This is a genomic window from Caballeronia sp. LZ034LL (assembly GCF_031451215.1).
Lineage (GTDB): Bacteria > Pseudomonadota > Gammaproteobacteria > Burkholderiales > Burkholderiaceae > Caballeronia.
The window spans coordinates 2,363,081-2,381,276 of sequence record NZ_JARUXR010000001.1; the positions used below are offsets into that span (position 1 = coordinate 2,363,081).

Sequence of the window (18,196 nt, forward strand, 5' to 3'; positions counted from 1 at the left end):
GTCGCGTTCTTAGTCACTGTTGCCGGCCACGATGCCCATGACCGCCATGCGCACGGCGATACCGAAGGTCACCTGGTTGAGGATCACCGACTGCGGGCCATCGGCCACCTGCGAGTCGATTTCGACGCCGCGGTTCATCGGTCCCGGATGCATCACGATGGCATCGGGCGCGGCGAGCGCGAGACGCTCGGGCGTGAGCCCCCAGCTCTTGAAGTATTCCTGCGCCGATGGCAGCAGCGCGCCGCTCATGCGCTCGTTCTGCAGGCGCAGCATGATGATGACGTCGACGCCCTTCAGGCCTTCGTCGAGATTGTGATAGACGTGCACGCCCATCTGCTCGAGGTTGCCCGGCAACAGCGTGCGCGGACCGATGGCGCGCACTTCGGGCACGCCGAGCGTGGTCAGCGCATGAATGTCCGAACGCGCGACGCGCGAATGCAGGATGTCGCCGACGATCGCCACGCGCAGCTTCGTGAAGTCGCGCTTGTAGTGGCGGATCGTGTACATGTCGAGCAAACCCTGCGTCGGGTGCGCGTGACGGCCGTCGCCTGCGTTGATGACGTGCACGTGCGGCGCGCAATGCTCGGCAATCAGATACGGCGCACCGCTCGATGCGTGACGCACGACGAACATGTCGGCATGCATCGCCGAGAGATTGTTGATCGTGTCGAGCAGCGATTCGCCCTTGCTCGTCGATGACGCGTTGATGTTGAGGTTCAGCACGTCCGCCGACAAGCGCTTGGCCGCGATCTCGAACGTGGTGCGCGTGCGTGTCGAGTTCTCGAAGAACAGGTTGAACACCGACTTGCCGCGCAACAGCGGCACCTTCTTCACTTCGCGGTCGGTCACGCTCACGAACTGCTCGGCGGTGTCGAGGATGTGCGTGACGATCGAACGCGGCAAGCCCTCGATGGTCAGCAGATGCTTGAGTTCGCCGTTCTTCGTGAGCTGCGGATTGCCCTTGAGGAAGCCGTAGCGGAAGGGTTCGGCCGGGAGATTCGCCGCGCTGTCCGCGCCCTGGGTTGCCGTATTCATGATGATCCCGGGTGTTTCTCTGGAGAAAGCTCGAAGCCGCGCGTCACTGCGCGCGCGGTTCCGTCGTGAAAGTGAACGCGTTGGATTCGTTGCGCGCCAGCACGAGGGTGTCGCCCGCCGGCACGTCGACCATGCCGCCGGTGAAGCGCGCCGCGATCGGCATCTCGCGTCCGCCGCGATCCGCGAGCACGGCGAGGTCGATCGATGCGGGCCGGCCGTAGTCGTACAGCTCGTTGATCGCCGCGCGCACCGTGCGACCAGTGGACAGCACGTCGTCGATCAGGATGATGCGGCGGCCGTTCACGTCGAACGGCAGTTCAGTCGGGCGCGCCTGGCTGTGCAGGCCCTTCTTCGCGTAATCGTCGCGATGCAGCGCCACGTTCACCACGCCGAAATGCGGCGCCTTGAGGTCCTGCGCGAGCCGTTCGGCCAGCCACACGCCGCCGCTGTAGATGCCGGCGAGCACGGCGCCGTCGGGTGCATCGAGCGAAGGACCGTAAGCGCTGCGAATCTGCTCGACGAGCGCGCGGTACAGCGCCTCGGCGTCAATGGAACTCATGATCGTCGGCTAGTTCGTCAAGATATTGTTGAAGGATGACGCGGGCGGCTTCGGCATCGATTTCGTCAAAGCGGCCGCGCGCGTTGGTGCGCACGCCGCGTTCACGCAGGTCGGCCTTGGCATCGACGGAGGAATAACGTTCGTCCACCCATTGCACGGGCACGTTGAAACGCCCGTTCACCTGATTGCCGAAACGCTTGGCCAGCCCGCTCATCTTGTGCGGCGTGCCGTCGGGATGCATCGGCATGCCGACCACCACGGCGTTCGGCTTCCATTCGTCCAGCAGCTTGCCGACTTCGAGGAAGCGATAGTCCGAGTTGCGGTTTTCCAGCGTGAGAAGTGCGCGAGCCTGACGAGTGAGCGTATTGCCGACGGCGACACCGATACGTTTTTCGCCGTAGTCGAATGCCAGCAGCGTGGCTTCGCGGCTCATGCGTGCCCTGCTTCGCCGGACAACATCGAGCGCGACACGCCGAGTAGCGACAGTGCGGCTTCGAGACGGTCTTCGGCAGGGACGTCGAAGATGATGCGCGGATCGGCTTCCACGGTGAGCCAGCCGTTCTTCGAGATTTCTTCCTCGAGCTGGCCCGCGCCCCAGCCTGCATGACCCAGCGTCAGCAGGAAACGTTCGGGACCCGTGCCGCTTGCCACAGCTTCGAGCACGTCCTTCGACGTGGTCATGGCCAGGCCGCCGGGCACGCTCATTGATGAGCTATACGGCTCGCCGTCGCCGGCTTCGTGCAGCACGAAGCCGCGCTCAGTCTGCACGGGACCACCGAAGTACACGGGCAAGTGAACCAGCGGCTCGATCTCGAGCTTGAGATCGATGCGGTTGAAGAGGGACTGCAGATCGATGTCGGTCGGCCGGTTGATGACGAGACCCAGCGCGCCCTTCTCGGTGTGATCGCAAAGATAGACCACGGTTCCTGAGAACGTCGGATCGGCCATGCTCGGCATGGCGATCAGGAACTGATTCGTCAAATTGATGCGATCGGAAGTCTTGGACATAATTCAGGATTTTAACAAAGGCGCTGCGAGATGGCCGACTTCGATGTGGGATTGGTCTGGTTTCGGCGGGATCTGCGCGCGGCAGACAATGCTGCACTCTATCACGGGCTTACACGCTGCCGTCGCGTGCTGTGCGCGTTCGTTTTCGATCGCGAAATCCTCGCGCCGCTGGCCCCGCATGACCGCCGCGTGCCGTTCATTCATGCCAGTTGCGTCGAACTCAATCGCACCTTGCACGATGCGGGCGGTGCGCTGATCGTTAGGCACGGCATGCCGCTGCACGAGATTCCCGCGCTTGCGCGCGCGTGCGGCGTGAATGCGGTCTTCGCCAACCGCGACTACGAACCATCCGCGAAGGCGCGCGACGAAGCGGTGGCGAAGCGGCTCGCCAGCGATGACATCGCGTTCTTCACCTTCAAGGATCAGGCCGTCTTCGATCACGACGACGTGCTGACCGGCGCGAACAAGCCCTACACCGTGTTCACGCCGTACAAGCGCAAGTGGCTCGCGACGCTCACGCCCGATGCGCTCAAACCGTATGCGTCGGAGGACCATCTGCAGGCGCTGGCGAAGCCGCCTTCGGACGTGAAGCATGCGATGCCGTCGCTCGCGCAACTCGGCTTCGCGGAGGCAAACGGTCCGGCGTTTCCCGCCGGCACGAGCGGCGCGTATGAACTCTTCGACGACTTCCGCGAGCGCATGACCGATTACGGCCGCGCGCGCGACTTTCCTGCACAGAAGGGCCCGAGCTATCTCGGCGTGCATTTGCGGCACGGCACCGTGTCCGCTCGCGCGCTCGCCCGCAGCGCGCACGATGCGCAGCGGCACGGCGACAAGGGCGCCGAAACCTGGCTCGGCGAGCTGATCTGGCGGGAGTTCTACTTCTCCGTGCTGCACCATTTCCCGCATGTCGGCGTGCCGGGAGATCATCGTGCGTTCAAGCCGGAGTACGACCGGATCGAATGGGAAACCGGCGACGCCGCCGAGGCCAGTTTCGCTGCATGGTGCGCTGGCCAGACGGGCTATCCGCTCGTCGATGCAGCCATGCGGCAGATCAACACGTCGGGCTATATGCACAACCGCCTGCGCATGGTGGTGGCGAGTTTCCTCACCAAGGATCTCGGTGTCGACTGGCGGCGTGGCGAAGCCTATTTCGAAGCGCTGCTGAACGATTTCGAGCTGTCGAACAACAACGGCGGATGGCAGTGGGCCGCATCGAGCGGCTGTGATGCGCAGCCGTATTTCCGCATCTTCAACCCGATCACCCAGTCGCAGAAGTTCGACTCGGCGGGCAAGTTCATCCGCCATTACGTGCCGGAGATCGCAGGGCTGTCGGATCGCGACATCCACGCGCCGTGGCGCGCGAAACCGGACGCGCTCAAGGCCGCGAAGATCGCGCTCGGCGCGGACTATCCGCAGCCGGTGGTGGATCACGAAGCGGCGCGCAAACGCACGCTCGCCCGCTATGACGTGGTGCGCGGGCCGGGCAAGCGGCCAGTCGAGCCCGGTTCCGGCGACGACGACTAACGCGTAACGGGCATCGGCTTCTCGATCATCGCGGTGAGCGCGACGATCGAGCCACGCCCTTCCGACGGCGCAATGCCCGCAGCCGCCTGATGCAGCATCGAGCGCAGCATGTGCGCGGCGCGTTCGGGCACGGTGGCGTCGAGACCGCGGGTCGCGCCCTCGGGTGCTGCAGGCGCTGCGCCGCGGGCCTCGCCGTGATAAGCGACGCGCCGCCACGCGAGACCGAGCGTATCGGCGAGCAGCGCGACGTGGCCCAGCCCCAGCGCGCACGCCGCCGCGCCCAGCCGGTGCGAAGCGTTCGCCGCCGACAGCGCCGCGGCCTCATCCACCGTACCGGTTTCGCTCGCCTGCGCACCCCGCTCGACCAGCGCCTCGATGGCCGTCTCCGCGCTCTGCAGAAAATCCTCGTAGGCGGACGCGTTCACGCGCAGCACGCCGAGATCGCGCGTGGCGGCGTCGCGGGCAAGGTCCCCGGCCTGCGCCGCGCCTTCTTCCCACGCCGCCTCCGACGCCGGCGTAGACGCCACGTGCCACGCGACCGTCAGGCCGTAGTCGCGCAGCACATCGACATGCTCCGCCTCCTCCGGCGCCGCGCCGTAAAGCGCGAAATCGCGCCACAGCAGTGCGAGGGTCGCGCGCACCAGCGAGCGCGGGGCGTAGGTCAGCGCGTGCGCCTGATCGGCCAGCACGAGGTTGAAGCGCGCGTAGAGACGTCGCGCATCGGCGTCGTGAGCGTTCTGCCGGGCGCTGTCGTCAGGTTCGGCACGTTCGGCACGTGCGCGCAACGACGTGACACACGACGACGCCAGCCGCCAGAAATCGTAAGGATCCGGGCCGCGCAGATCGGCCAGACACGCATCCAGGCGAGCGTAGGCAGCGGCGGATTCGTCGGCCGGTCCGCGCAGCAGCCTGAGCAACGCTTCCTCGTAATGCGCCCGCACGCGCGCGAGCCGCTCGGGCGCGAAGCCGCGCAGCGTCGCCGGAGCGATCGCGCGGCCGGCAAGCGCCAGGTCATCGTACGAAACGGGCGCCACCCGCGTGTGCGCCGCCAGCAGCGCATGCAGGCCGCGATAGTGATCGAAGAGCGCTGTCGAGCATGCCAGTTCGCGCAAATTGTGACGTTCCACCGCGGCGCCGAAGATGGCGATTGCATCCGCGATGCGCGCGCGGTTGGCGTCGGATTCATCGCCAAGCGGCGCGACCAGCGCCAGTGCCTCCGCAAAACGCTGCGCCGGCAGCCAGCCGGCCGAATGCAGCGCGGCGATCGCCCGTTTCAGCGCCGCGCCGGTTTCGCCCTGGCGCTGGAACGCGTGCTGGGCATCGGTGAGGGCCATCTCGGCGAGCCGCACCGATCCGCCGCGCGGATTGGGCAAGGCTTCGAACGGAACGTGCAGATCGGGACGTGATGTCATGTCGGGCGCTCACAAGCCGTTGCGCGGGCGCGCGGCTCGGGAGGGCCGCCGCACGCGGTTGAACTGCGTCACTGCGTCTTCGGTCGATGCGAAGCCGGCGCCGCCGGCGGGCCAGCCGCCGCGCGTGCATGATGCATAGGTGCTGCAGGGCGCAACGCCTGATCGGGAAGGTCAGCATGCCCTGCGCCCGGCGGCGATGCGCTTCGCCCCGGCCGGCGTCTCGCCAAAAAACGCGCGCCGCATGACGGAGGTCATGCGGCGCGTAAAAACATGTCAGTCAGATCTGCACCATCTCGAAGTCTTCCTTGCGGGCTCCGCATTCGGGACAGGTCCAGTTGATCGGGACGTCCTCCCAGCGGGTTCCCGGCGGGATGCCCTCTTCGGGCAGGCCCGCCGCTTCGTCATAGATCCAGCCACAGATCAGGCACATCCAGCTGCGCGGTTCGTGTTGAGATTCGCTCTGTTCCATACTGACGCCAGGTCGATTGGTCGGTTGAAATTAGGACAAGATGGTACCGTGTTGCTGTAGTGATGCCTAGCAAGCGTCCCGCCCGTACGCCGGGTTGTAATCTTGTCGCTCCGGCGCCGCTCCCATGCGAAGGCTAGCGCGTCGGAAAAAAGTGCGCAAAGAGAACAGTCGGACGGCATTAGGCCGCATAATCGGAGCGTGTCTGAGCGGGCAATCCTTCACGCGAACGGTTAATACGAACACGCGCGGGCGGACCCGCTTCGAGCCGCCAAGTCCATCCAAGCAATCCAATACCACAATGTCCGCTTTTGCCATGTCCGGCGACTCCCCACCGATCGTACTCACCTTCGGCCTTTCGGATCCCACCGGCGGCTCCGGCCTGCAGGCCGACCTGCTGACGCTCGCGAGCATGGGCTGTCACGGCGTCACGGTGCTGACCGGTTACGCGGTGCGCGATTCCGCGTCCTGCGACGAAGTGACTGGCCTCGATCCCGATACCGTGGCAACCCAGGCGCGCATGTTGCTGGAGGACATGCCGGTGGCCGCGTTCAAGATCGGCGCGGCGACCCGGGCTGAAGTCGTGTCGGCGATCGCCGAAGTGGTCTCCGACTACGACGACGTCCCGCTGATCCTCGCCCCCGACTTCACCCTCGACGACGAGCACGTGCTCGCCGCGGACGAGTTGCGCGAGTCGCTGGCCGATCTGCTGGTGCCGCAGACCACCATGCTGATTGCCGATCACGCCACGCTGCTGCAACTCGCGCAACCGGACAGCGACGCCGAATCGCCCACGCTGGACACGGCGATCTCGCACCTTCTGTCGCAGGGCTGCGAGTACGTGCTGGCCCTGGAGGCGGGCACGCACCGGCACGTGATCACGCTGTACAGCGAAGAGGGACAAGTGCGTCAGGACACGTGGGACCGCGCGGTGCATCGCGTCGTGGGGCTGACGGATACCATGGGCTCGGCCATTGCCGCGCTGCTGGCGAACGGCCAGGAGCCCGCGGAAGCCGCGCGCGAGGCGCAGGAATATGTGTTTCAGGCGGCGCGCGCCGCGTTTCGTCCGGGCATGGGGGCCTATCTGCCGGACCGCTTTTTCTGGGCGCGCTCGAATGACGCGGACGAGGAAGCCGACGCCTCTTCGCTGTCCGACGATTCCCCCGGTCTGCCGGGAGAAGCGCGGCACTGAGTGCTTGCAGTGATCCACTTGCAGTGAATCCCAAGAGGGAGGCTTCGCGAACGCATGCCGTACCGACTGCCCCACCTGCACAAGCCCGGCCCACAAGGCGCGATCCGCATCGGCTGCGCGGGCTGGGGTCTGTCGAGCGCCGTCGCGGCCAGCTTCCCCGGCGACGGCTCGCATCTCGAACGCTACGCGCACACGCTGACGTGCGTCGAAATCAACACGAGTTTCTACAAGCCGCATCGGCCGGAAACTTACGCGCACTGGGCGGAGAGCGTGCCCGACTCGTTCCGCTTTTCGGTCAAGCTGCCGAAGGCCATCACGCACGAAGCGCGACTGGTCGATAGCGAAGCGCTGCTCGACGAATTCCTGCACGCCGCGGGCAAACTGGGCGACCGGCTCAGCTGCTGGCTCGTGCAACTGCCGCCCAGTCTGCCCTTCGATCACGACATCGCCGAGACTTTCTTCAAGTCGCTGCGTGCGCGCACGGAGCTGCCGATTGCCTGCGAAGCGCGCGAGCATGGCTGGTTCACGACGCACGCGGCCGCGCTGCTGAAGGCGCATCACATCGCCTATGTCGACGCCGACCCGATTCCCGACGACTGCGAGATCCGGCATCGGGCGGACGGCGCGCTGGTGTATGTGCGGCTGCACGGTTCGCCGGAGCTCTACAGGAGCTCCTACAACTACACCTATCTCGACGATCTGGCGCGCACGCTGCACAACCGCGCCAAGAAGACGGCCGAGGTCTGGTGCGTCTTCGACAACACGGCCGAAGGCCATGCCCAGCCCAATGCGCTGCATCTGATGGAGCGCTTGCGGATTCATCACAAGGTCTGAAGCGTTCGACGCGACGGAGGTCCACGCGATGCACAAGCCGGCAAGACGACTCACCCGTTTATTGGAAGCCGCGCTGCTGGCTGGTCTGCTTGGCCTCTGCGTTCCCGCGCAGGCGCAGGCGCAGAACGCAGCGCCGCCGCCCGCCGCCACGCCCGCCGGCGACGGCACTTTCCTGCTGACGATCTTCCTCAAGCACGATGAATCGAAGACGCTGCCGCAGATCAATCGGCAACTCAAGGAACAGGGTTACTTCAAGCAGTTCCCGCCGCCGGGCGTGGAAGTGGTGTCGTGGTACGTGATGATGGGCATCGGCCAGGTGGTGACGCTGCGCGTGCCGGCCGACCGGCTACGCGAGGTGAATCGCGCGATAGAGGGCACCGCGTGGGGCGGATATCGCACGGAGTTCTATCCGACCTACGACTACAAGGCCGCGGCGCAGAAGCTGCGCGACGACATGAACAAGTAGGCGTGTCGTGTCAGGAAAAGGTGGACGAAAAAAAACCTGCATCGCTGCAGGTTTTTTTCTCGCATGACGCGAGCCTCTTGCGAGACTCGCGCCCATGGTGTCCGGCGTGAAGCCAGATTTACATGTCCATGCCCATGCCGCCCATGCCGCCGGGCATGCCGCCAGGCATCGGAGCATCTTCCTTCGGCAGTTCGGCAACGGCTGCGTCCGTCGTCAGCAGCAGGCCTGCCACCGATGCCGCGTTTTGCAGCGCCGTACGCGTGACCTTCGTCGGGTCCACGACACCGGCTTCAACCAGGTCGCCGTACTCGCCCGTTGCCGCGTTGTAGCCGTAGTTGCCCGAACCTTGAGCAACCGCTGCCACCACGACCGACGCTTCTTCGCCGCCGTTCGTCACGATCTGGCGCAGCGGTTCTTCCATTGCACGCAGAACGATCTTGATACCGGCGTCCTGGTCGGCGTTCGCGCCCTTCAGGCCGTCGATCGCACGACGTGCACGGATCAGCGCCACGCCGCCGCCCGCCACGATGCCTTCTTCCACAGCTGCACGGGTTGCGTGCAGTGCGTCTTCGACACGTGCCTTCTTTTCCTTCATTTCGACTTCGGTCGCAGCGCCGACCTTGATCACGGCAACACCGCCGGCCAGCTTGGCCACGCGCTCTTGCAGCTTTTCACGGTCGTAGTCCGACGTCGCTTCTTCGATCTGCTTGCGCACTTGCTTCACGCGCGCTTCGATGTTCACGGCTTCGCCAGCGCCGTCGATGATCGTCGTGTTTTCCTTGCCCACTTCGATGCGCTTCGCCTGGCCCAGTTCAGCCAGCGTTGCCTTTTCGAGCGTCAGGCCGGTTTCTTCCGCGACGACTTGACCGCCGGTCAGGATCGCGATGTCTTCCAGCATGGCCTTGCGACGGTCGCCGAAGCCCGGAGCCTTGACAGCAACGGTCTTCAGGATGCCGCGGATGTTGTTGACGACCAGCGTAGCCAGGGCTTCGCCTTCGACGTCTTCAGCGATGATCAGCAGCGGACGGCCAGCCTTCGCGACTTGTTCCAGCACCGGCAGCAGGTCACGGATGTTCGAAACCTTCTTGTCGTGCAGCAGCACGAACGGGTTTTCGAGGACGGCGACTTGCTTGTCCGGGTTGTTGATGAAGTACGGCGACAGGTAGCCGCGGTCGAACTGCATGCCTTCGACGACGTCGAGTTCGTCTTCCAGCGACTTGCCGTCTTCGACGGTGATGACGCCTTCCTTGCCGACCTTGTCCATGGCTTCAGCGATGCGGTCGCCGATGGAGGTGTCGCTGTTCGCCGAGATCGAGCCGACTTGCGCGATTTCCTTGTTGGTCGTGCAGGGCTTGCTGATCTTGCGCAGTTCTTCGATGGCGGCCGCCACGGCCTTGTCGATGCCGCGCTTCAGGTCCATCGGGTTCATGCCCGATGCGACGTACTTCATGCCTTCGCGGACGATGGATTGCGCCAGGACCGTTGCGGTCGTGGTGCCGTCGCCGGCGTTGTCGCTGGTCTTGGAAGCCACTTCCTTGACCATTTGCGCGCCCATGTTCTGGAGCTTGTCCTTCAGTTCGATTTCCTTCGCAACCGAGACACCGTCCTTGGTGACCGTCGGGCCGCCGAACGAACGCTCGAGCACGACATTGCGACCCTTCGGGCCCAGCGTGACCTTGACCGCGTTGGCCAGGATGTTCACGCCTTCGACCATCTTGGCGCGTGCGGAATCGCCAAAAGTAACTTCTTTAGCTGCCATATCAAGACTCCTTGATTCGATTCAGATTTCCGGCTTCGCCATGCGCGCCCGAGGGGCTGCTGCAAAGGGCGAAGCGAGACGTGCAGGAAGGATGCTTACTTGACCAGGACGGCCATGATGTCTTCTTCGCGCATGACGAGCAGTTCCTGCCCGTCCACCTTGACGGTTTGGCCGGCGTACTTGCCGAACAGCACGCGGTCACCGACCTTCACGTCGAGGGCGATTTGCGCGCCCTTGTCATCGCGCTTGCCCGGGCCGATGGCCAGGACTTCGCCTTGATCCGGCTTTTCTGCCGCGGCTTCCGGGATCACGATGCCCGATGCGGTCTTGGTTTCCTGATCCAGACGCTTGACGATGACGCGATCGTGCAAAGGACGAAGGTTCATACACACTCCTCTCTTGATTGAGACTGAAAACGCTGGAAAACCCGTCCTGCAAGGCAGCGCCTGCGGGACGGCAAACTTGTTAGCACTCGCGTGCGGTGAGTGCCAATTATATGGACCGGATTTGACAATTTCAAGGATGGGGACAGCGGGGAATCCCGTACCGGTGAAATTATTCCGAAATCGCCGACGCGCCGGCCCGGGCATACGGACTCGTCTTGACCGGAGCCGCGAGGAAAAGGTTCACGTTCCGCCGCAATTCCATGGTGAACGTCGGAGCACAACCTATGGGACCGCGGACGGCGATTGAAGCGATTAATGTCGATTGAAGAATTCTGATTTATCCGAATCAGGGTTTTTACCTAGATCGCCGCGAACTAGACTGCCTTCAACGACGAAGCAACAGCAAGCAGCACCACCACTTACTGCCGCATCGTTTCCCCAATCAAGATTCGGAGGTCGTCATGTTGAAGCCCATCGTTCCCGCCCTTGCCATCGTTGCCGTCCTGGCCGCTCCCGGTTTTGCCCAGGCCCGCGAAGACGGTCCCGTCACCCGTGCCCAGGTGCGTGCCGAACTGGTCCAGCTCGAGCGCGCCGGCTATAACCCGGTCGGCGATCAAACCACTTATCCGGCCGACATCCAGGCTGCCGAAGCCCGGGTCGGCGCCAGCCAGGCCAACGCCAGCGCGTACGGCGGCGCCGCCGAAGGCGCCTCTGCGGCAGGCCATGCGCATCGGTTTAACTTCCTGGATCGCATCGTGCGTCCCGAAGCCGCCAATCCGGTCGATTTCAATCGTCCGTAATCCGGCTGGCCGCAGCATAAGCAGCAGCACCAGCAGCTGAAAACCCGGCCCCGCGCCGGGTTTTGCGCCTTTCGACGAACACCGGGCGCACACAGGTTCATCACGCTGTCAGTCACGGATCGGACGATGGTTGCAGACCGCGTTTTTTCATCGTCCAGTCCGACGGCACTACAATTTGTCTCTGCCGTTGACTCACACTCCGGATCCGCCGCTTTATGTCCATGCCGTCGCTGCGCTCAAGTCTCGTTCTCCTTGGTTTGATTGCCCTCACCGCTTGCGGAGGCCGCTCGGCCACCACGCCCAGTTACCAGCAGGAGCTGTTCAACACCGGCGCAAGCCCGTTCGCGCGCAACTACGACGCCACCGTCAACGAAACCTGCGAGGCCGCGCGCCGCGCCCTGCTGTCGCAAGGTTTCCTGACGACCATGGGCCAGCCCGATACCGTCGACGCCACCAAGAATTTCCAGCCGAGCGCCGAAACCCACGTCGTGGTGTCGTTCCATGTGGTCTGCACGCCGGGAGAAAACGCGACGAACCAGAGCATCGCGTATGTGAACGCCGTCCAGGACGGCTATGCGCTCAAGAAAAGCGATACGTCGGCGAGCGTGGGACTGAGCGTGCTCGGTTCGCTGTCGCTGCCGATCCGCTCGAACAGCGACGCGATGGTCAAGATCTCGAGCGAGACGGTGCCCGCCGGCAAGTTCTACGACCGCTTCTTCAACCTGATGAGCCACTATCTGAACACGGTGCCGCGCAGCGCGCCCGTGGCGGCCGACGAGGTGAAGAGCAAGCCGCTCACGCCTTCGCTGATCGTGAACTCGCCGGACCTCACGCCCACGCCGATCGTCGTGCAGACGCCCGCCGCCGCCACCGCCATCCCGACGTCGGAAGCAGTCGCGGCGAGCGCTTCACAGGCGTCTTCCGCAGCGGCGGCGCCGGTCAGTACGGCACGTTGACCGCGCCACCATACACGCTGATCGCATTGGCACCGGGATCGGCGGCGATCGCCGGCAGGTTCGCAGGCGTGAGCGCCGGCGCCGAGCCCGCCGTGCCGCCTCGCGCGACCGTCCGCACCACTTGCGAAGGCGGCAGCGTCGCGTTGTTCTTCAGATGATTCCACATCAGGTTCAGCGCCTGAATGTTGTAGTAGTGGACCGGAATGAAGCGCGTGTCGAAGCCCGCGACGCTCAGGAATGCGTCGAAATGCTGTCCGTTGGCGATCTCGTACAGCGACAGCTGGCTCTTGTTGCCCTCCGCCACGCGGTTCGCGCCCAAGTACGGCCGACCGGCATGGTTGATCGGCACCAGCGCATCCGCGCGTCCCTGCACGATGATCGCGGGCTTGCCGCGCAGGTTCGCATTCACGCGGATCGCATTCACGCTGGCCGTCATCGTCGCGTTGCCGCTGGTCCACAGCGAGCGCAGGCAGGCCGCGCCCGCATAACTCGCGTCGGGCGTGGCAAAGCGATGATCCGCCGCGCCGCTCGTCCCCACGTTGTAGACCAGGTTGATCCCGTTGGTCGGCGGCACGCCATTACCGTTGCCGAAGACCGTGAGCATCGGCGACACCAGCGGCGCCACGCCCGCCGCGCCGCTCACCGCGTTGGTCGTGCCGAAGCTGAAGTTGCACAGGTTGTCGAGCACGCTCGCCTTCATGTAGGCGTCGGCATACGTGACCGCCACGGCCGGCACCGCCTGCGAATCCCACATCGGCGCCTGCAAGGTGTCGGAGTCGGTCTGGTAGCCGGCTTGGTGCAGCTGGTCGAGCGCGCTGTTGGCCTGCGCGATCGTCGTGGCGCCCGAGATCAGTCCGCCCGCCGCCAGCGACGCGCAGCGCGCGGTGCGGATCGCCGTGGTCGTGGCAAGCGGCACCGTCGTCAGGTACGGCGCGCCGGCCGCGGCGGGGGCAAGCGCGGCGCACGGCTGCAGCAGGTTGGCGAGCGTCATATAGTCGGCGAGCGGCCGGCCGAAGGAGCCGACCGGCAGGCCGCCCTGCCGCACCGACACCTGCGACGGCAAATTCAGATTGATCTGCGGCTCGCCAACGACGACCGCGGTGATCCAGCCATCGGTATCCTGCTCGGCTGCCGCGAGCGCCGCGCCGCCGCCATTGCTCACCGAAGCGGCGATGGTCGTGATGCTGCCCTTGCCATAGCGCACCTGATGGTTCGAGCCGCTCAGCGGCCCGAACATGTCGTTGAGCGCCCAGTAGGCGAACTGGATCGCCTGCAGGGTATTCGCGCCCCAATCCTTCTCGGGATTCTGCTGTGAATGCGCGTGCTTGTAGGCGTAGCGGTTCGGGAAGGCCGAGTTGAACGACGCGATGGCGGACGCGCTTGCATTCGCCTTGAAGATCGCGCTGGTGCCGGCGAAATCGGCATTGACGAGCGTGCCGTCGATGCGCGTGACGAGGTTGCTCGCCAGTTCGTGCGCGCCGTTGCCGCTGCCCTTGTCGGTATAGGCGACCGCGCAGCCGCGCTTCAGGCCCCACTCGCCCGCCGCCGAGATCGCGCCATACACGCCGCGCGATCCCGACGATGTCGCCGTCACGATGCACGGCTGATCGGGATTGAAGCTCGCCGGAACCTGGACCAGCAGCGAAACGTTCTGCGTGCCGCTGCCGTCGTCGGCGAACGCGAGGTATTCCTTGCCCGCGATCTTGCCTTCGCCGAGCGTGTCGTTGCCGTTCAGGTCGACATTCGGCCCCCAGAAACGCCCGTAGCCGCCGTTCGCCGACATGTCGACGAGCGCGCGGTAATTCGACCAGATGGCGAGGCGCCGCAGGTCGGCGGCGCTCGGCGACGCCGGATTGGAGATCGACGGTGCGGTGGCCGCAGCGAGCCCGGTCTTGCCGAGGCCGGCGGTCAGCAGATCGTCGGACTGGCCGTCGTAGGTTTGTGACTTGATCGCGCCGGAGACGAATTTCGGCACGCTGTTGGTCGCCGGGCCGCCACCGTTGTCGTCATCGCCGCCGTGGCAGGCGGCGAGCGTCGCGGCTGCCAGCACCGCGATCGCCGCGATCACCGCCGTGCGCGGACAGCTTTGCAAACCCTGAAAACGTGCGAATCGCTTCATTTCGTCTCCCGTATTGTTGTGCTTCAAGGCTTGTTTCAGAACACGCTACGCATCGCTTTCGATCCGTCAGTATCACGCGGAAGCTGAAAACAGTCGCTGCTGAGTTTCCCTGTCTGCAACGTGGCGGGCCGGAGGAAACGCGCCCGGCGTAAACGACAACGGGCTCCGGCGATCAAGCCGGAGCCCGTTGCATGGCGATGGCGTCAAACCGGGCGGCGGTGCGACGCCGCCCGAAGTCTGCCGCCTGCGTCCCGGATCAGCCTCCGCCGCCGTTCTGGACGCCGAGGGTGATCTTGTTGCTCACCGATGTGACGCCCTGGACGCCCTTCGCCACTTCTTCCGCCTGGGCGATCTGGCCGCCTTCCGGCACCGTGCCGGTCAGCGTCACCGCGCCGCCGCGTGCGCGGACGAAGACGTTGGAGACATCGAAGCCTTGCGCCTTGGACAGCGCGCGGCGCACCGCGTAGCCGAGCTTGCGGTCTTCCTTCTTGACCGCGGACTTCTGCGCCTTGGTCGGCGCAGCCGACGTGGCCGCCGACGTGTCGCTCGACTGGGCATAGGCGCTCGAGGCAATGGTCACGCACAGCACCACGCCCAGCGCCTTCAAGAGATCTACTGCTTTCATGGTTTCTCCTTTTGTTTCGCTTGTTGACTTCGCACAGTTTGCTACTTCGCTCTTTTTGCACTTCAAATCCGGGCCGCGCTTGCTGGCGGCTGGCTACGACATCGAGCGGTTGCCCCGTGACCACGCGCATCGCCCGGAGCGGAAACGGCTCGAAGGCATGGCGGAGGCAAGCCGGCGGATGCGGCTCACGGTGCTGCGAGAGGCTGGCGAACGAAACAATCAGTGGCCGGTTGATCGGGTGGCATGCCCGTCGGCTCGAATATGTCCTGACGCATGGCGCGGTGCGTTGCGCGGCTCGGAGCGACACTGCAGCCCAAACTGCGGGCAGCGGCGCGCGAGGCTTCTGACATGCGGCGGCGATCGTCAATTTAGCCCAGCGCGGCCATTAGCGCAAAACATTTAACGACGCCGCCCGTGCGAGCAACATCGGCGGCGGCGAAGACACAGCGATGTCACAGTCGGCGTACACGAGGGCACGCTGCGAAGCGGCGCTCGTTTCCGGCAATCCGCGACGTCAGGCCGGCGCTTTCGAAACCTGCCTGCAAAGGAAGCCACGGTGCGATCGGGTAAGCTCGCTTGCACGAAGTTTCACGATCACTCACGAAATGACTCAATCCACAGGTCCCGATCCCCGCGGCAATCCTGACGGCAATCCTGGCGGCGAACCGGAAGCGCCCCGGCGGCGCCGGCCGCAGCCGAAAATCGTCGCCCGCTTCGTGGCGATCTCCTGGCGCGACCTGGCGCTCACCTTCGGGCCCATCCTGCTGGTCTGCGCCGCGGCGATCTATCTGGCCATCCGGCTGATCCAGCCCGCGCCGCCGAACACGCTGACCCTCGCGGCCGGCCCGAAGGGAAGTTCCTTCTGGAACGCCGCGCAGAAGTACAAGACGATTCTCGCGCGCAACCGCGTCACGCTGAACGTGCTGGAAACCCAGGGCTCGCTCGACAACCTGACGCGCCTGGAAGACCCGCATTCGAAGGTCGATGTCGGCTTCGTGCAGGGCGGCCTGACCAAGCCGGGCGAGACGCCCGACAACCTGGAGTCGCTGGGCAGCGTGTCGTATGTGCCGCTCGTGGTGTTCTACCGCAGCCCGACGGTCGTGAACCGGCTGTCCGAGCTGAAGGGCAAGCGCCTCGCGATCGGCGCGGAGGGCAGCGGCTCGCGCGTGCTGGCGCTCACGCTGCTGAAGGCGAACGGCATCGAACCGGGCGGAGACACTGAACTGCTGCCGCTCGCCGGCGACGAAGCCGCGCAGGCGCTCGAAGCCGGAAGGGTCGACGCCGTCTTCCTCGCGGGCGATTCCGCCCAGCCGCGGACGATGATCAAGCTCATGCGCACACCTGCCATCCGTTTCATGGATTTCGCCCAGGCCGACGCCTATACGCGCCGCTTCCCGTATCTCACCGGGATCCAGTTGCCGATGGGCGCATTCGACTTCGCCCGCAACCTGCCGCCGCGCCCGGTGCACATGATCGCGCCGACAGCCGAACTGGTCGCGCGCGACAGCCTGCATCCGGCCTTGTCGGATCTGCTGATCGAGGCGGCGCGCGAAGTGCATGGCCGCGCGAATCTCTTGCAACGCGCGAACGAGTTTCCGGCGCCGCTGGTCCATGAATTCCGCATCAGCGACAACGCCGAGCGTTATTACAAATCCGGCAAGAGCTTCCTGTACCGTTCGCTGCCGTTCTGGGTCGCCAGTCTCGCAGACCGCGCGGTCTGGCTGCTGGTGCCGCTGATCGTGGTCCTGATTCCAGGCTTGCGGCTGGTGCCGGGGCTGTACCGGTGGCGGGTGAAATCGCGCATCTACCGCTGGTATGGCGCGCTCATTGCGATAGAGCGGGAGGCGATCAACGGTCCCGACCTCGCGCAGCGGGATGCGTTGCTCGACCGCATCGACGCGATCGAAACCGCCGTGAACCGGATGAAAATGCCGCTCGCCTTCGCGGATCAGTTCTATGTGCTGCGCGAGCACATCGGGTTCGTGCGCCAGCGGCTGGCGAATGCACCGGCGGCGCCCGCAACCGGAGCAGGAGGCGCGACGGACGGCAGCGCCGAGGGCGATGCGACGCAGACCGACGCCCCGGCCATCGCAACGCAGGCAGACACCGGGCCGCGCAGCACATAATATCGATAGCAGCGACGTTGCAAAGCGCGCCGCTCCGCTCCCGTCACGAGGGGTTGAGCGCCGCGCACGACGAATAACAGACGCAGCCCGGGTGTCCGCCGCGCGGGACCGCCAGGGACAATCAGGGAGAGGCAACATGAGTGCCCCGCTTTCGAGCCATTCCGCTCAACCGTACTTTTTCTTCGATTTCATCTCGCCGTTCTCGTACCTGCTGCTCGAGCAGCACGAGAAATGGCCGGACATGCCGTTCGAACTCGTTCCGGTCCAGTTGATGACGCTGCTCGAACGCTGGGGCCAGCCGCACGCCGCGACGATTCCCTCCAAGCGCGTCTTCACCTATCGCCATGCGCTGTTCCGGGCGGAGCAACTGGGCATTCCGTTCAAGATGCCGCCCGCCCATCCGTTCGATCCCGCCAAGGCGCTGCGGCTCGCGGTGCTGGCGAACGGCGAGATCAACTGCGTGCGGGAGATCTTCCGCTACATCTGGCGTCAAGGGCGCGATCCCGCCACCAAGGACGGCTTCCGCGGCCTGTGCGAGCACGTCGGCATGCCGGACGCGGTGACGCGCGTGGAAGACGAGGACATCAAGGCGAAGCTGCGCGACAACAACGACCGGGCGGTCCGGATGGGCGTGTTCGGGGTGCCGACCTTCCTTGTCAACGAGCAGATCTTCTGGGGCGAGGACACGCTGCCGATGGTGCTGTATGTCGCGCGTTCGCCGAACTGGCTGGACGGCAAGGAAGTGAAGCGCATCAGTGCATTGCCGACCGCGCCGCGCGACGCCGATTTCGCCTGACGCGGCTGTATGGGGCTGGATGGGGCTGGATGGGGCTGGATCGTGCCGCAGAAGCGCGCCGGCGCCTATCTCACAAATAGCGCTCCCGCTATGGCGTCAAAAAAGGATAAGCGGTTAACTTCGGAACAGG

The 18,196-nt window shown here is 65.2% G+C and carries 18 protein-coding genes; 8 read left to right on the forward strand and 10 right to left on the reverse strand.

What is annotated here, in order from left to right; genetic code table 11:
• Positions 1-9 precede the first annotated feature (9 nt).
• Genes QCE83_RS10815 through QCE83_RS10830 form a run of 4 tightly spaced genes read right to left on the reverse strand, consistent with a single transcriptional unit; the run spans position 10 to position 2,602 of the window.
• Complete coding sequence (locus tag QCE83_RS10815) at positions 10-1,035, reverse strand: aspartate carbamoyltransferase catalytic subunit (protein WP_309809549.1); 1,026 nt, start codon at positions 1,033-1,035, stop codon at positions 10-12.
• A 43-nt stretch (positions 1,036-1,078) separates the two neighbouring features.
• On the reverse strand, positions 1,079-1,594 hold the full coding sequence (gene pyrR, locus QCE83_RS10820; protein ID WP_309809551.1) for a bifunctional pyr operon transcriptional regulator/uracil phosphoribosyltransferase PyrR: 516 nt from the start codon (positions 1,592-1,594) through the stop codon (positions 1,079-1,081).
• Positions 1,581-2,027 carry a Holliday junction resolvase RuvX gene (gene ruvX / locus QCE83_RS10825; RefSeq protein WP_309809553.1) on the reverse strand — a complete coding sequence of 149 codons (447 nt, stop codon included), beginning with the start codon at positions 2,025-2,027 and terminating at the stop codon, positions 1,581-1,583. Before ruvX ends, pyrR begins: the two co-directional genes overlap by 14 nt.
• Entirely contained in the window at positions 2,024-2,602 is a 579-nt protein-coding gene (locus QCE83_RS10830; RefSeq protein ID WP_309809555.1) for a YqgE/AlgH family protein, read from the reverse strand. The genes ruvX and QCE83_RS10830 overlap by 4 nt, the downstream gene beginning before the upstream one ends.
• Positions 2,603-2,632: 30 nt before the next feature.
• Between QCE83_RS10830 and QCE83_RS10835 the strand changes: the two genes are divergently transcribed.
• On the forward strand, positions 2,633-4,129 hold the full coding sequence (locus tag QCE83_RS10835) for a deoxyribodipyrimidine photo-lyase (RefSeq protein ID WP_309809557.1): 1,497 nt from the start codon (positions 2,633-2,635) through the stop codon (positions 4,127-4,129).
• On the opposite strand, the gene QCE83_RS10840 is transcribed toward QCE83_RS10835, so the two are convergent.
• Entirely contained in the window at positions 4,126-5,541 is a 1,416-nt protein-coding gene (locus tag QCE83_RS10840) for a hypothetical protein (protein WP_309809559.1), read from the reverse strand. The genes QCE83_RS10835 and QCE83_RS10840 overlap by 4 nt on opposite strands.
• A 277-nt stretch (positions 5,542-5,818) precedes the next feature.
• Entirely contained in the window at positions 5,819-6,010 is a 192-nt protein-coding gene (locus QCE83_RS10845) for a rubredoxin (RefSeq protein ID WP_309809560.1), read from the reverse strand.
• 313 nt (positions 6,011-6,323) lie between these two features.
• Between QCE83_RS10845 and QCE83_RS10850 the strand changes: the two genes are divergently transcribed.
• From QCE83_RS10850 to QCE83_RS10860, 3 genes are read left to right on the forward strand one after another with little or no spacing between them, the layout of a single operon-like run.
• Positions 6,324-7,199 carry a hydroxymethylpyrimidine/phosphomethylpyrimidine kinase gene (locus QCE83_RS10850; protein WP_309811661.1) on the forward strand — a complete coding sequence of 292 codons (876 nt, stop codon included), beginning with the start codon at positions 6,324-6,326 and terminating at the stop codon, positions 7,197-7,199.
• 54 nt (positions 7,200-7,253) lie between these two features.
• Positions 7,254-8,033, forward strand: a complete 780-nt coding sequence (locus QCE83_RS10855; RefSeq protein WP_309809562.1) for a DUF72 domain-containing protein — start codon at positions 7,254-7,256, stop codon at positions 8,031-8,033.
• 28 nt (positions 8,034-8,061) lie between these two features.
• The gene (locus tag QCE83_RS10860) at positions 8,062-8,499 is read left to right on the forward strand and encodes a hypothetical protein (protein WP_309809564.1); all 438 of its coding nucleotides are present in this window, start codon (positions 8,062-8,064) and stop codon (positions 8,497-8,499) included.
• 118 nt (positions 8,500-8,617) lie between these two features.
• Here the strand turns inward: QCE83_RS10860 and groL are convergent, their stop codons facing one another.
• Both groL and QCE83_RS10870 read right to left on the reverse strand, forming a co-directional pair.
• Positions 8,618-10,258 (reverse strand): chaperonin GroEL, encoded by a 1,641-nt coding sequence (groL, locus tag QCE83_RS10865; protein WP_309809566.1) that lies wholly within the window; start codon positions 10,256-10,258, stop codon positions 8,618-8,620.
• A 95-nt stretch (positions 10,259-10,353) separates the two neighbouring features.
• Complete coding sequence (locus QCE83_RS10870) at positions 10,354-10,644, reverse strand: co-chaperone GroES (protein WP_006999126.1); 291 nt, start codon at positions 10,642-10,644, stop codon at positions 10,354-10,356.
• A gap of 461 nt (positions 10,645-11,105) precedes the next feature.
• Here QCE83_RS10870 and QCE83_RS10875 point away from each other — a divergent pair, with 461 nt between their 5' ends.
• Positions 11,106-11,444: a DUF4148 domain-containing protein gene (locus QCE83_RS10875; RefSeq protein WP_309809568.1), complete on the forward strand. Its 339-nt coding sequence runs from the start codon at positions 11,106-11,108 to the stop codon at positions 11,442-11,444.
• A gap of 221 nt (positions 11,445-11,665) precedes the next feature.
• Complete coding sequence (locus tag QCE83_RS10880; RefSeq protein ID WP_309811664.1) at positions 11,666-12,400, forward strand: DUF2242 domain-containing protein; 735 nt, start codon at positions 11,666-11,668, stop codon at positions 12,398-12,400.
• Here the strand turns inward: QCE83_RS10880 and QCE83_RS10885 are convergent.
• Both QCE83_RS10885 and QCE83_RS10890 read right to left on the reverse strand, forming a co-directional pair.
• Positions 12,384-14,519 (reverse strand): 3-hydroxybutyrate oligomer hydrolase family protein, encoded by a 2,136-nt coding sequence (locus QCE83_RS10885; protein WP_309809570.1) that lies wholly within the window; start codon positions 14,517-14,519, stop codon positions 12,384-12,386. The genes QCE83_RS10880 and QCE83_RS10885 overlap by 17 nt on opposite strands.
• Before the next feature lie 256 nt (positions 14,520-14,775).
• The gene (locus QCE83_RS10890; protein WP_309809572.1) at positions 14,776-15,144 is read right to left on the reverse strand and encodes a BON domain-containing protein; all 369 of its coding nucleotides are present in this window, start codon (positions 15,142-15,144) and stop codon (positions 14,776-14,778) included.
• Positions 15,145-15,749: 605 nt separating this feature from the next.
• On the opposite strand from QCE83_RS10890, the gene QCE83_RS10895 reads away from it, so the two are divergent.
• Together QCE83_RS10895 and QCE83_RS10900 are read left to right on the forward strand one after the other, a co-directional pair.
• Complete coding sequence (locus QCE83_RS10895; RefSeq protein WP_309809574.1) at positions 15,750-17,270, forward strand: TAXI family TRAP transporter solute-binding subunit; 1,521 nt, start codon at positions 15,750-15,752, stop codon at positions 17,268-17,270.
• Between the two features lie 136 nt (positions 17,271-17,406).
• The gene (locus QCE83_RS10900; RefSeq protein WP_309809576.1) at positions 17,407-18,066 is read left to right on the forward strand and encodes a 2-hydroxychromene-2-carboxylate isomerase; all 660 of its coding nucleotides are present in this window, start codon (positions 17,407-17,409) and stop codon (positions 18,064-18,066) included.
• The last annotated feature ends 130 nt before the right edge of the window (positions 18,067-18,196 follow it).